Source organism: Ureibacillus sp. FSL K6-2830 (genome assembly GCF_038004145.1).
Classification (GTDB): domain Bacteria; phylum Bacillota; class Bacilli; order Bacillales_A; family Planococcaceae; genus Ureibacillus; species Ureibacillus thermosphaericus.
This window is the reverse complement of the sequence record NZ_JBBOQR010000001.1, coordinates 978,996-992,154: the sequence shown is the minus strand read 5'-3', so window position 1 is coordinate 992,154 and position 13,159 is coordinate 978,996. Positions and strand designations below refer to the sequence as shown.

Genomic DNA, 13,159 nt, shown 5'->3' with positions numbered 1-13,159 from the left:
TGAGAATCTTTTTATTACTTTTGTATTTAGTTGAGTTAAAATGTTGATTGCTGCCTGTTGGGTAGCTTAATTGGATAAAAGCCAGTCAATGAAGAACTGGCTTTTAAAATCATTAAATCAATAAATGCATTTTTTTCTTTCCTAAAACCACACAGATTTGCAAATGCATTGAAAATGGGAATTACAGGGATACCACGAATAATGAAAGGAACAGTTATTTCCTTTTAGATAACGTTTGTTTTATTGATATCAATGTATATATTAATTTTTTTCAATTCTTCTTGTAAGACCGATTCAATATTATTTAAGTCCTTATACTTTATCCGAATGAGGGGGATTCCTTTCTGTTTCGCAAAGTCATTTTTAATTTGGTCATTTATTTTCCTTTCTTTAAATCCTTTTTCTCCCCCGAAAAAATCAGATGGTTTGTCATGCTGTTCTCCATCAAACTCAATGAAGGCGATAATTTTATCCAGTCTCCAGAAGGGTTTTCCATTCAACCAATCCGCTAGTAAATTTGCTGTTTGTGTCCCTATAAAGGGTGAAATAATATTAATTCTCCTTCTGTTTTCTCCAAAAGTTCTTGAAACTGATTCAGCAGATTTTTGGATATTGAATTGACCGGCATTTTTTATCCTCCTTACAAGATACTTCAACGCAAAACCTTGAATGTTCCAAGGTTACTTTAGCCTATAATTCAACAAATTATATGACATTAGCTATCTATCTAACAGCCGTTAAAACCTATTATATAAGGCGTTGATACAACAGCAATATTTTTGTGAAAAAATGCTATGTTGATAGACTGTAAGTGCGATTAACAAGAAAACTGTTAAAGTCACTCTAAACAAAGAAGTATCTGATATTAAATTAGCTAATGTTAAAGTTGCTCTTAAAGATAACAACGCAGACTTATACCTTGAGAAAGTAGAAGTATCAGGTAAAGAAGTAACTATTACAACTGGTGATACATTAACTGTTGGAAAAACTTATGTTGTTAGCATTAAGGATTTAGCTCCAGTTGAAACAATTTATAACGTAGCTCCTGCTGCTAAGGTTGAAGTTGTTAAAACTGTAGTTTCTAATACAGCTAACACTAAACTTGAAACTAAAGTTTATGACAAAGACGGAAATGACATCACTCCAGACTATACAGTTAAGTTCGAATCTGCTGACACTTCTCATGTAGATGCAGATGGTAACGTAAATGTAGCAGGTTTCCCTACTAGCGGTGTAATTGTTAAACCTTATGTAGTAGTTGGAAACGAAAAAGTATATGGTGCGCAAGTAACTATTAAAACTGCAGCTGTTGCAGCAACAACTTTTGAAGGATTTACTATCGTAGACGATGATAATAATGCTATAATAATTATGGAAATTATATGAAAGGGGACCAAATTTATCGTTATGAAAAAACTAATTTTAGTCACCATTTCTGTACTCATTTTATTTATAATAGGTTGTCAGAGTGAAGAAGAAAAAACAAATGAGCAAATTAGAAATCTGACAAGTCTCGCTGAGGACTACTATAAAGAAGGAAAATTAGAAAAGGCAATAGATACATATGAAGAAATATTATCTTTAAAAAATACTGACGAAATTCGTAAAAAGGTTTCAGAAATAGAAGAAGAAATAGCTAATGCTCAAAAAGCAAATGATTTTCTAACAGGGTTGTATAATATTGAAAAAGAGAAATTAAGAAGCGGTATATCTGTATCAGCATCAGATATGGAATATATAATGAAAGATATAAAAAAATTGATTGACGAATTTGAAAATATTGATACAAGCGCTGACAATGATATTAATAAATTTATTGAAAGTATAAGAGCTGATGATAGTTTTAGAGGTTATCAATATTTAAAGGAAGAAGTTAATAATCAGATATATACGGATGGTGGGACAACTGATTTGTTGGGAGAACTTGATTCTAGTTTTGATGTGTTCTCTTCAAGTGTTATGGCACTAAACAGACAATGGGTATTAGAATCAATAAAAAAAATCACATCAAATGAAATCCCAAATAAATATAGCAGTGTAATAAAATAATTGGTTCTTTGTCAAAAGGTGTGGGTGAATAAATTTTAGTGATATTATTTGGTAATAGGTAATCGGATGGCTTAGGGGAAATTCGAGGTTCCCCTAAGCTGTTTTTATTTTCGCTAAGTATTCGGTTTCTAAAGTGATAGAAGGATCGATAACCGAAAGAAATGCGTTTCATCACCTTGATTTTGTTATGAATCCCCTCTAAAATGCCGTTATGATAATCGTACTTTAGCGTATTCTCGACGTCATTGATGGATTTGTTGATTGTCTTGTCTTTTTTTCGTAAAGAATGATGGTGAGACATGTGACACAACTCCTTTGGGAAATGATGTTTTGTTCGATTCCATTTTACTAGAGTTTGTCACATGTCTCATTTTTTTGTGTAAAAAATGGTGCTGGTTGTATTCACCAACAAAAAATATAATAGAGCCTATCAATCGATCACATCTCCCTGTAAGATAGAGTTATCCATTACAGAGGAGGTGTTTTTGTTTGGCAGTTGAAAAATTAAATATCGTCCCTGTCAATTTGGAATCCGATTCTGATTCAACTCCACCCTCAACGAGTCGTGGTCCTCTCAAACCTGTATGCTTACGTTTGTTACGCAGACGCTTCGAAGGCAGAAAAAGAATTAGGTTGGAAAGCAAAACGAAATCTTATTGACATGTGTAGAGATGCATGGAGATTTGAAAGTTCAATATAGGTGCCCAGCACAACTACTTTGATTTTAAGAATGTGCTAGGCACCTGTGCAGGTACCTTGTATCTATTCTTTAATTTGAGACAACGATCAGGCACCCAATACATAGTTGCTAACTGATCCCACTCTCACCCCAACTCCTCCCGCAACCGTTTGATCAATCGATTTCTCCGTTTCTTCAAAGCTGAAACAGAAACACTATATTTCTCCGCTAGTTCATCGTATTTATATCGGTAATAATAAAGATCCAACAGCAGTTCCATTTCTTCCTTAGAGACGATTGTCTCCAGCTTCAAAAAAATATCCGAACAGCTTGACTGTCCACCGTTTTTGATTTCCATCTGTTGTGCTAAAAATGTAAGAGTTTCTTTGTCGAAGCTTGTACAATGTTTCTCATAATGATTTTCCTTGCTCATTTCTCGGTAAATCGTCGTGAGCATTGTGCGATAAGCATATGGTGCAAATGGGCCGTAAGAAGGTTCATAGTTTCTCCATGCATTCCATAATGCGATTGTTGCACAATGACGATAATCGTCGTGGTTTTTATACACTTTTGCTCGTTTTACTACGCTATAAATCATCGGTGTATATTGTTCGAGTACTTGATCAAATGTTTCCATCCTTCTTCTCCTACGATCAGTACTGATCAATATTCCCGGGTGCTACTATCGTAAGAGAAGTTTTATATTTTTTCGAATCGACTATTATCATGATTTTCTACTAATAATTACTAGATTTTTCTATACTATTATCTATAAATTAAAGAAAATTTTAAAAATTCCATAATATGTATTGTATTTTTTTGTTTATTCTGTATAATTTTAGTTGTAAGTAGTAAAAACGGTTCAATTCTATTATCCTTTATAAATAAAATTGGAAAAGTTCATTAAATATTTACTATTTCAAAATAGATGAAGCAAATTAGCATAGGAGGAAGTTATTGTATGAATGAATTCAATGAATTGGACATGATGAAAAATTTTAATGTTTTTGCAATTACTCCTTTCTATACTGAAGTGCATTCATCTCAGGTTTTGACTTATGATTATGGGAAAATAGCTTCAACCAAAAACACGTATCAACTTCTGGATGACATCTGTATTTATTTCGGTTCGGATTTAAATGGGCGACTAAAATCAGCGAGAAGAATTTTAAGAAAACGGAAAAATCCGCCCATCATTATTTCTGAAGAAAGAGGAATTGTAGCCTGTCAATTTCCATATAAAGATTACCGAGAACCATTATGGGTTATCGATTTAACTTTCAAAGTTCAGCCTGTTGATAAAAATCATTGCTATATTATATTCCATAATAACGAACGCTTTCTTATTCGATTATCAGCGGAAAAAGTGTGGGAAAGAAGAAGACTTGCCCTTGCATTGTTATGTGAAACAAAATATATTTCAGGCAGAAGAAGATTTATCAATTTGTAATGGAATATTTTTTAAAATCTGTTAAACTATTGTTGCCATTCTCCTCTTCATCATAAAGGGACAATCTAATGGTCTCGAAAAAGGAGCGAATTGTGAAAACGAAGCGTTTTCCAATTTGCTCTTTTCATTTTTATTTAAAATTACTCTAATTCCTAATTATAGTAACAACATTGGTTTTTTAGTTTATCTATGCCATAATTAAAAGCATGAAAATGAAGGTACAATTACGTTATTGAGTAGGTGTCAAAATGAGTGTGATAGAACTTTATCAACAATGGAAAAATGAAGACTTGCCGAATTATTTAAAAGAAGAACTGGAGCAAATTGCAGAAAATTTTGCTGCGATTGAGGACCGGTTTTATCAATATTTATCCTTTGGGACAGCAGGGATGCGCGGTATCCTAGGTGCTGGTACGAATCGCATGAATATCTATACAATTCGTCGAGTTGCTGAAGGGCTAGCTTGTTATATCGATTCTCAAGGGGAATCAGCAAAACGCCGGGGAGTCGTCATCGCTTATGATACTCGGCATTATTCTTATGAATTTGCGTTGGAGACGGCTCGTGTTTTAGGGGCTCATGGAATTTCTTCTTATCTATATAAGGAACCGCGGCCAACACCACAATTGTCCTTTACTGTTCGAGAGTTACATGCCTTCGCAGGAGTTGTGATTACGGCGAGCCACAATCCAAAACAGTATAATGGTTTTAAAGTGTATGGCGAAGATGGGGCGCAGTTAGTTCCATCAGCGGCGAAAACAATAGTGGATCATATGGAAAAAATTGAGGATATATTTGCGATTGAAGTGGCGTCTGAAGATAAATTAGAGAAGCAAGGTTTATTGCATTGGATTTTAGAAGAGTATGATGAAAAGTATTTGGCAAATTTATTGACGTTAAAGAATCGACAAGACTTAGCTCTTGGGTTAAGCATAGTGTATACTCCGTTGCACGGGACAGGTTTTGTACCAGTAACAAAGGGATTAGAGGCATTTGGATTTACAAATATTCATGTAGTAGAATCCCAGGCAACTCAAGATGGTACGTTCCCAACAGTTGCTTACCCGAATCCTGAAGAACCTGCTGCTTTTAAGCTAGCGATGGAGTTGGGAGAAAAAGTTGGGGCAGATTTGTTATTGGCGACCGATCCAGATGCCGATCGCCTCGGTGTTGCTGTTTGGAACGGGGAGAAGTATGAGCTTTTGACAGGAAATCAGCTTGGTGCTCTATTATTACAATATTTATTAGAGACGAAGAGAGAGCAAGGTACTTTGCCGGAAAAAGGCGCGATGGTGAAGACGATTGTAACTTCAGAAATGGGTACTGCGATTGCGAAGAAATACAATGTAAAGACTTTTGACACATTAACTGGATTTAAGTACATTGCTGAAAAAATTGCGGAGTTTGAGAAAACGGGAGAATATACATTTATATTTGGATATGAAGAAAGTTACGGTTATTTGATTAAGCCATTTGCTCGCGATAAAGATGCCGTACAAGTAGCGATTCAGGTCGCTGAAATGGCAGCTCATTATGCTACGAAAGGAAAAAAATTGTCGCAAGTGTTAGAAGAGTTATATGGGGAGTTTGGTTATTATCGTGAGGCTCTAGTGTCAAAAGTGTTTGAAGGAAAAGATGGACAAGAGAAAATGAAAGCCATTTTAGATGGGTTGCGTAAGGATTTACCAAAGGAAGTTGATGGCGTGCCGGTAGTAAGGGTGGAAGATTACTGGAATAGTTTGGCATATTTGGTGGACGGCACTACTGAGCCATTAACTTTGCCTAAGGAAAATGTATTGAAGTTTGTGTTGGCAGATGACTCCTGGGTAACAATCCGTCCATCCGGAACTGAACCAAAATGTAAATTCTACTTTGGTGTGGTGAAAGAAAGCAGAGAAGCAGCGGAAGAGTCGCTGGAATCCTTAGTGAGTGCTTGGCATCACTACTTGGCGAGATGAGACAGGAAGGTGACTGAGTAAGACCCTATCACTAAACATTTTTATAAGAGTAAAAACGGCATAAATTCTTATCACACAAGAATTTGTGCCGTTTTTCTTATAATTGTTCTACCTTCTTTTACACTTATGAATAGAATATCCCTAATTATGAATAAAAGAGAAATGTAGTGTTAACTTGATATACAATTATTAAAAAATGATGAAATGGTAATGTCCCTAATTCTATTAAATTTTCATGTTGATGAAATGACAGTACAGGATCACAATATATTAATAATGCATAAGTGGAGGTTTCTATTTAGCAACACATTCTTAATACTTTCAGAATGGTTTAAATTGAACCATGAAAATAAAATCCCATTAAAGGAAGAAGAAGCCATGTTATGCGAACTACAATATGAAGATATGATTGGTGAAAGCGCAATTACAATTGTATCAAGATATGTTGATGAGAATGGCCACAAATACGCTGTTAAAAAATTGAAGAGAGAATTTATTAACGATGAAGCGATTGTAAAAAGATTTAAAAGAGAAATTGACATATTGCATGCTCTAAAAGGGGAACCCCATATTGTTCCATTAATAGCCTATAATAAAGATGAACTGTGGTATATCATGCCTTATGCAGAACAAAATTTGCAACAATATATAACTAGTAATCATCAACTCTTAAATATGGAAACACGTACCAATATTTTTGAACGTATTCTTGATGGAATATCAATTGCGCATTCTAGAAGTATATTACATCGAAATCTAACTCCACAAAATATTTTATTAATAGATGGGGAATGGTACATCAGCGGCTTTGGGGTAGAAAAGGATTATTCTAGATTTTCTCAAGGTGGATATTGTTCTGGAACTTATTACTATGCAGCACCAGAACAAGTAGATAAATTAAAGGATGCAACTATTCAGAGCGATATATATTCCTTAGGGAAAATATTATACTTTATTCTTACAGGAAGAGAACCAAGCAATTTGCGTGATGCTCCATCAGCATTTAAATTCGTTATTAAAGGGGCAATTTCTGAAAAAATAGAGGATCGATTTGAAAATGTTTCGGTTTTAAAAAAGGAATTGCTCAAATATAAGATGCTGCAATCAAAGTTCAGTTTTTTTAATTTGGATCATATGACTGTGAGGGAATATTTAAGTCAAAAAAGCGGTGTTGAGTCGAATGAACTCTACGAAGTTATTATGAAATCCAATATATATGATCATGTTTATTACGATTTTATCGAGCCTATAATAAACTACTTTGATAATATAAGCGGAATATCAAAGTTTGTATCAGATATAGGAGAAGATAAAGCGCTTAAATTTATAAAATTGTTTATTCAAAATCTTAACCATTGTTATGCACGAGTAGGATGGCCATTCAGTGCTATGAACTCTTTTGGTTATTTCCTCATCAGATTTTTTAAGGCTGTGCCACAAAGTTCCGCTATCCAATTGGAATGCTTAAAAGAAATGTGGGAGTTAGCTTCCTATCATGATCAATGGGCTATACAAGATTTAATCATAGATATCATTACAAAAAATCAGGTGCCTGCAGAAATAGAAGAAGAATTTGCTTACTATATTTTAAAGAGAGGCATGTATTTTGTTAAATTGAACAAGTTAAACGCAAGTAATATACATTCGCGTAACATTGCAAAAGCAATTCAGTCAGTAAAAGTAAGTATATGAACTTGCTAAAAGTTCAAAACATTCTAGGTACCATCTAAATGAGTACCTTGCACTATACAAAAAGTAACTGGCACCAGGAATGAAGCGCCAATCATAGAGATGCTGAAAACTGTGTTTCTCACAAGAAATGTTGGGCACCATCATAAAAATGCCTGGTAGCTTTTCAAGGCATATAGGACCATATGGAATATGGATGCGTATAGAATGCCTTTTCGGTTATTTCATCAGGAATTTTTGATTATCGAAAATGGGAAGCGTTAGAAATAGCCATAACTAAAATCCAATAATTTTTAAAGGAATAAAATGTAGATTTTGTTTACATCACAATTTTTGATGAGGAAATGGTGCGAACTAGTAAAGAACAGCTCAGGGATATATGACTTTTCGTCAATCCTTGCTTTTTTAAAGAAATAAAAGGGGAATCCCCTTAAGCATCAGGAATTCCCCTCATTTACTAATATGATGTATAATTTGAAACATTTATTTTAAACCTCTACCAAACACTGAGAAAATTGAAACCGTTTTCAAAAAAGTTTGCCAATAGAATCATTCAATGGTCATTTTATTCTCAACCTTGGAATTTGGAGACCATTCGAATTCAATTTCAAATTCGTGTTTGTCTCCTTTTACCGTGTACTTATAATCCACTTTCAATTGATTACTTGGAGCCACTTCGATTTGTTCCGTCCCTTGCACAAAAGTGAATTTTCCTTCTTGTTTCAACTTTTGTGCAATTTTCTCAAGCATTGTCGCAAAATCTTGGACATTTTGAACTTCCTTATGTTTGATAAGTACTTGTGTGAAAGGTTTTTCTTGATTTGTATGTTCCATTGTGATCGCCTCCTTTATCTCTTACTTCCATTGTAACACGACATTAGATGCAAAAATAATTTTCCGCATGCAAAAAAGCTAGAAAGTACTCATCGTGAATACTTTCTAGCCCATTTTTTTATTCAGCAACAAATTCTTGTTTCATTTTGATTAAACCATATACGTAGAAGAAAATGCTAAATGTCACGATAGTAAGAATCACAAATAATAGCGCTTTCCCTGATTCTCCTGTCCAACGATAAAATAAACGGTAACTGTAATAAATAAAGATTACCATCATCGCTAACGAAGCTAACCAACCGATAAATGGAATAAATGACACTACAAATAACACAGCATATATAATCATCCATGTTAATGCATCTTTTTTCACTTCTTCCGGAGTCGTTTTCTTTGATCCAAAAGCAAAGAGTAAATATGCATTGACTAAAGGAATCCACGCTAAAAATGCAAGATCTTCAGGACCATTTGTTTTGGCTGTATAAAAGTAAATAAGTGCAGTAATTACATAGGCAATGACAGCAAGTATCAGTAGTACAAAAAATCCTCCAATAAGACCGACAATGACGCTTTCTTCAAAATTTGGAGACATCCTACACCTCCTTTCCATGTAAAGAAAGCAGAAAAATCATTGTCATTATATGACTTTGTTACAAGGAAATGCCCAACTACCTAGGAAAATGAATCTTTCTCCTTAAAAGTCTGGCTGCCCAATTACCTTTTTCTTAAATATTATTTCCTCAGAAAGTAATAAATAATAAAACTTTATAATCAATACTCCATATTTTTCACCAAAAATCATTCACCAAAATCATCAAGTGCATAAAATGCCAAAGGAAGGGCACAATAATTGACGTGAAGAAATAAAATATTACAGAAATGCGGAGAAAATTTGATGAAATTTTAATCAAAGTTTGTCTAAAGTTTGATAAAAATATGATGATTTTCCATCAATTAACAAAAACATCAAAATTTTTTATTCATAAGGAGTATAATGAGGGTGTAAAAAGTACTTGTACTAAAAACATATAAAGGAGGAATTGAAATGTTTGATTTAAGACCATTCAGAAGAAAAAATGAGGATTTGTTTGAACGATTCAAAAATGCTTTCGATGAGGTGTTTAACGACGATTTCTTACCTGCATTTGGAAGAGATTTTCAATCCCTCCGCACAGATATTACAGAAACTAAGGATGCATATGTTGTACAAGCTGACTTGCCTGGATTTAATAAAGAAGATATTCAAATTGATATAAACAATAACTATTTAACAATTCGTGCAAAACGCGACGACCAAACAGAAGAACGCGATGAAAAAGACCGCATTATCCGCAAAGAGCGTCATTTCGGTGAATTTTACCGTTCGTTCTATATCAATGATGTCGATCAAGACAAAATTGAAGCGGAATTAAATAATGGGGTATTAAAAATTACCCTTCCAAAAATTACTCCGGATGATGAGGGTCCATCCAAACGAATTCAAATTAAATAATCATTGATGGGCCATGACGCATTGTCATGGCTCTTTTTATAATTTATACATGATTTATAAGTCTTTCTGTGTAAAAATATGGTATAGCTAGAAAAAATATAAAGGTATCTATTTTTACATTTTCTTGTTATTTTCGTTAAATATTTTTGATTAAATTCAACTTATTCATTGTTCTTTTTTTCTATAAGTGATAGACTAAAATTGTATATAGGATTATTTCCTCTATAACTATAAATTACTTTTCCCGCTAGGAAATACCAGGTTGGTAGCCCAAAAGAAAAAGCACAAACGCCAAAGTTTGTGCTTTTTCTTTTGCTTTTAAAATGGTAAAGTATCAAAAATATAACAAATATACTAAATGGAAATTAGACTTGGGTGTTGGAAGTATAATATCTAATAATAATAAACTATTGATAAAATATGCTAATTAATGCTAATTATTGGCAACTAAATATTACCTTTGACTAAAATAGATTATACTAATATACTAGTTTTTGTTGATAGGAATCAACCGAACTTTATCTAAAAATAATAAAAAAATGATATTTCTTCGGAGGGCAGTAGTTATGATGAATAAGAAATTTTTGGCATCAACAGCTGCGTTCCGGCTGCATCAGCGGCATCTTTTTCAGATGTGACAGAAGATGACTCACATAAAGAAGCAATCGATGCTTTAACAGAAATGGGAATCATCAAAGGTTACCCAGATGGTACATACAACCGTATAAAACGTTGAAACGCAGCGATGTTGTAAAATTGTTGGGGCGTTGGCTTGAAGAACAAGGTAAGGAAATTCCGCAAGATTGGGATACGGTTCAACGCTTCAAAGATTTGCCAGTGGACTTTGCAGACGAAGAGTTAGTAAAATACGCAGCTTTAGTAAAAGATCATGGCGTATTTCTTGGTTCAGATAACAAATTAATGCACATGAACAATATGGACCGTTCGCAAATGGCTTTAACTTTAAATCGTGCATATGAAGCAATGTTTGGTGTATCATTAATCGAATTAGCTGAAGAGATTGATGATGTAACAGTAGTTGACATGGATGAAGTTTATAACGATAACAATAGAAGAGAAGCAGTACAAGCGTTGCGTGACTTAGGAATTTCCGTTGTTGAAAATTTCAGACCGAACGAAACGGTAACACGCGGACAATTTGCTTCATTCTTATATCGCACAATTCAAGTTTCTGAACAAGATGAATTAAAAGTTGTCTCTGCGACTGCCACTACAGCTTCAACGATTGAAGTAATATTTAATGAACCAATTAATAATACACAAGAAAATCTACAACAAGTAAAAGTGATTGCAAAAGAAGATGCAACAACACCTGATTCATTAACATTTACATTAAGTGAAGATGGAAAAACGTTAACAATCACAAATCAAACGTTGTTCAATGGTGATTATGAAATTGTAATCGAACCGAAAAAAGTAAAAGGTACAAAAGAAAACCAATTCGTTTCTGAATTTAAGAAAACTGTAAAATTTGAAGAAATCACAAATGAAGCGCCTACAGTAATTTCAGCTAAGTTTAATAAAACAACAAAAGAACTTGAAATGACTTATTCTGAAGAAATCAAATTATTAAATGGCGAAAATGCAAAAAATGACTTTGAAGTGCTCATCAATGGCAAGTCATTAACTACTCCATTAGAAATTGATGCCAACAAAGGTGAAGGAGAAAAAGCTGCTAAAGTCATCATCAAATTGGAAGATTTCACTATCGAAGCAGATGATACAATCTCAATCCAACTTTTAAATACAACAGATATAAAAGATTTAAAAGATAAAACAATCGAAGCAACAGAAGCGATTCCTGTTGAGATTGTGGAATAACAATCCCTTTGAACTCTTAAGAGAAACGCTACTAACTTTTGCTATTAAGTATTAGTTCAAAGGCTACCAACCAACAACTAATACTTAAACTTCATAGATGGACATAGCAGGGAAAGTCCAAATAGAGGGGCCGAATGGAGACAAATGGTTTTCTGTTCGGTCCATTGTGTTATCGAAAAAAAACTCCCTATATTCCTTCTGTCAATAGTTATTATAGAAACCTACCATAATTTGGGTTACAATGGTTGAAGAGAGTAGGATAGGGGGAAAATATCCACATGAAACTAAGGAAATTTTGGATATCCGTTGTCATCTTTGGTATCGTAGCTGCAATTTACATTCCAACTTCAGCCAATGCAGCGGAGAATCCTTTTATTGATGTATCTGTTAAAGATGCCCATTATGAATCGATTGTAACCCTTATTAACGAAGGTATCGTTGAAGGGACGAGTGCGACAACATATGAACCTTATAAACAAGCAACAAGACAAGAAGCGGCTTTATTTATTGCCAAGGCATTACATTTAGATACAGTGAACGTGGAAGATCCTGGATTTATTGATGTACCTAAAGCAAGCAAATACTATGGTGCTATTGCTGCGCTGAGCCAAAAAGGAATCATACAAGGCTATCAAGATGGCACATTTCGTCCATCTAATACGTTAAAACGTTCGCAAATTGCAAAAATGGTAACATTAGGTTTTGGCTTGAAAGTATCGAATAAAACAACGACACCATTTAAAGATGTCAATGTCATCAATGATCTGGAAACGAGACGATATATTCAAACGTTGATTGATTATAAAATTACAACAGGCACAACTCCTGAAACATTTCGTCCTTTTTCTCCACTAACTCGAGGGCAATTGGCAACTTTTATGAAAAGAGCTCTTGAAGCAACGGATGGGCTAGGATTCCAAGTCATTAGCGTTGAATAATATTTCAAAGTAAAGCATTATCTTGGGATTTTTGCTCGAGATAATGCTTTTTAAATGATTACCTTACTTTATTGAAGATATTAATAGAAAATTTATCTGATACATTTGATGTTGAGAACGTAATTCTTTTTTATCAAAACATATTTCTCTATTAACAAATCATGAACTTTTTGAAAATAAAAGGTAATTTTTATAAAAATAGAGAATACATAAAAAAAGGTAGTTATT

The 13,159-nt window shown here is 33.7% G+C and carries 13 protein-coding genes and 1 pseudogene; 9 read left to right on the top strand and 5 right to left on the bottom strand.

Annotated elements, in window-relative coordinates; genetic code table 11:
* Window positions 1-224: 224 nt before the first annotated feature.
* Window positions 225-656 (bottom strand): hypothetical protein, encoded by a 432-nt coding sequence (locus NSU17_RS04865; RefSeq protein ID WP_340704446.1) that lies wholly within the window; start codon window positions 654-656, stop codon window positions 225-227.
* A gap of 751 nt (window positions 657-1,407) precedes the next feature.
* On the opposite strand from NSU17_RS04865, the gene NSU17_RS04860 reads away from it, so the two are divergent.
* A complete protein-coding gene (locus tag NSU17_RS04860; protein ID WP_340704445.1) occupies window positions 1,408-2,049 on the top strand; it encodes a tetratricopeptide repeat protein in 642 nt (213 codons plus the stop codon).
* Here the strand turns inward: NSU17_RS04860 and NSU17_RS15905 are convergent.
* The gene (locus NSU17_RS15905) at window positions 2,003-2,350 is read right to left on the bottom strand and encodes a transposase (protein ID WP_445684069.1); all 348 of its coding nucleotides are present in this window, start codon (window positions 2,348-2,350) and stop codon (window positions 2,003-2,005) included. The two genes, NSU17_RS04860 and NSU17_RS15905, sit on opposite strands and share 47 nt — an antisense overlap.
* A 291-nt stretch (window positions 2,351-2,641) precedes the next feature.
* Between NSU17_RS15905 and NSU17_RS04850 the strand changes: the two are divergent.
* A pseudogene (locus NSU17_RS04850) lies at window positions 2,642-2,749 on the top strand (UDP-glucose 4-epimerase GalE); the annotation flags it as partial.
* A gap of 124 nt (window positions 2,750-2,873) precedes the next feature.
* Here NSU17_RS04850 and NSU17_RS04845 read toward each other — a convergent pair.
* A complete protein-coding gene (locus tag NSU17_RS04845; protein ID WP_339289140.1) occupies window positions 2,874-3,365 on the bottom strand; it encodes a sigma-70 family RNA polymerase sigma factor in 492 nt (163 codons plus the stop codon).
* A 324-nt stretch (window positions 3,366-3,689) separates the two neighbouring features.
* Here NSU17_RS04845 and NSU17_RS04840 point away from each other — a divergent pair, with 324 nt between their 5' ends.
* From NSU17_RS04840 to NSU17_RS04830, 3 genes are all read left to right on the top strand, one after another.
* Window positions 3,690-4,178, top strand: a complete 489-nt coding sequence (locus tag NSU17_RS04840) for a competence protein ComK (RefSeq protein ID WP_016839611.1) — start codon at window positions 3,690-3,692, stop codon at window positions 4,176-4,178.
* Between the two features lie 248 nt (window positions 4,179-4,426).
* Window positions 4,427-6,136, top strand: a complete 1,710-nt coding sequence (locus NSU17_RS04835; RefSeq protein ID WP_340704444.1) for a phospho-sugar mutase — start codon at window positions 4,427-4,429, stop codon at window positions 6,134-6,136.
* Window positions 6,137-6,472: 336 nt separating this feature from the next.
* Window positions 6,473-7,828 carry a serine/threonine-protein kinase gene (locus NSU17_RS04830; RefSeq protein ID WP_340704443.1) on the top strand — a complete coding sequence of 452 codons (1,356 nt, stop codon included), beginning with the start codon at window positions 6,473-6,475 and terminating at the stop codon, window positions 7,826-7,828.
* Between the two features lie 546 nt (window positions 7,829-8,374).
* Here NSU17_RS04830 and NSU17_RS04825 read toward each other — a convergent pair.
* Together NSU17_RS04825 and NSU17_RS04820 are read right to left on the bottom strand one after the other, a co-directional pair.
* Window positions 8,375-8,659, bottom strand: coding sequence for an amphi-Trp domain-containing protein (locus NSU17_RS04825; RefSeq protein ID WP_340435611.1), 285 nt, complete (start codon window positions 8,657-8,659; stop codon window positions 8,375-8,377).
* Between the two features lie 118 nt (window positions 8,660-8,777).
* Complete coding sequence (locus NSU17_RS04820) at window positions 8,778-9,251, bottom strand: hypothetical protein (RefSeq protein ID WP_340704442.1); 474 nt, start codon at window positions 9,249-9,251, stop codon at window positions 8,778-8,780.
* Between the two features lie 453 nt (window positions 9,252-9,704).
* Between NSU17_RS04820 and NSU17_RS04815 the strand changes: the two genes are divergently transcribed.
* The 4 genes from NSU17_RS04815 (at window position 9,705) to NSU17_RS04800 (ending at window position 12,931) form a co-directional block, all read left to right on the top strand.
* Window positions 9,705-10,151 (top strand): Hsp20/alpha crystallin family protein, encoded by a 447-nt coding sequence (locus NSU17_RS04815; protein WP_340435607.1) that lies wholly within the window; start codon window positions 9,705-9,707, stop codon window positions 10,149-10,151.
* A 634-nt stretch (window positions 10,152-10,785) separates the two neighbouring features.
* Window positions 10,786-10,887: an S-layer homology domain-containing protein gene (locus NSU17_RS04810; protein ID WP_340435411.1), complete on the top strand. Its 102-nt coding sequence runs from the start codon at window positions 10,786-10,788 to the stop codon at window positions 10,885-10,887.
* 20 nt (window positions 10,888-10,907) lie between these two features.
* Window positions 10,908-11,993, top strand: coding sequence for an Ig-like domain-containing protein (locus tag NSU17_RS04805; RefSeq protein ID WP_340704441.1), 1,086 nt, complete (start codon window positions 10,908-10,910; stop codon window positions 11,991-11,993).
* Between the two features lie 278 nt (window positions 11,994-12,271).
* A complete protein-coding gene (locus NSU17_RS04800; protein ID WP_340704440.1) occupies window positions 12,272-12,931 on the top strand; it encodes an S-layer homology domain-containing protein in 660 nt (219 codons plus the stop codon).
* Window positions 12,932-13,159: the final 228 nt, after the last annotated feature.

Excerpts from the sequence above, each read along its gene's own strand:
- NSU17_RS04860 (WP_340704445.1), top strand. The coding sequence starts at position 1,408 with ATGAAAAAACTAATTTTAGTCACCATTTCTGTACTCATTTTATTTATA.
- NSU17_RS15905 (WP_445684069.1), bottom strand. The coding sequence starts at position 2,350 with ATGTCTCACCATCATTCTTTACGAAAAAAAGACAAGACAATCAACAAA.
- NSU17_RS04845 (WP_339289140.1), bottom strand. The coding sequence starts at position 3,365 with ATGGAAACATTTGATCAAGTACTCGAACAATATACACCGATGATTTAT.
- NSU17_RS04840 (WP_016839611.1), top strand. The coding sequence starts at position 3,690 with ATGAATGAATTCAATGAATTGGACATGATGAAAAATTTTAATGTTTTT.
- NSU17_RS04835 (WP_340704444.1), top strand. The coding sequence starts at position 4,427 with ATGAGTGTGATAGAACTTTATCAACAATGGAAAAATGAAGACTTGCCG.
- NSU17_RS04825 (WP_340435611.1), bottom strand. The coding sequence starts at position 8,659 with ATGGAACATACAAATCAAGAAAAACCTTTCACACAAGTACTTATCAAA.
- NSU17_RS04820 (WP_340704442.1), bottom strand. The coding sequence starts at position 9,251 with ATGTCTCCAAATTTTGAAGAAAGCGTCATTGTCGGTCTTATTGGAGGA.
- NSU17_RS04815 (WP_340435607.1), top strand. The coding sequence starts at position 9,705 with ATGTTTGATTTAAGACCATTCAGAAGAAAAAATGAGGATTTGTTTGAA.
- NSU17_RS04800 (WP_340704440.1), top strand. The coding sequence starts at position 12,272 with ATGAAACTAAGGAAATTTTGGATATCCGTTGTCATCTTTGGTATCGTA.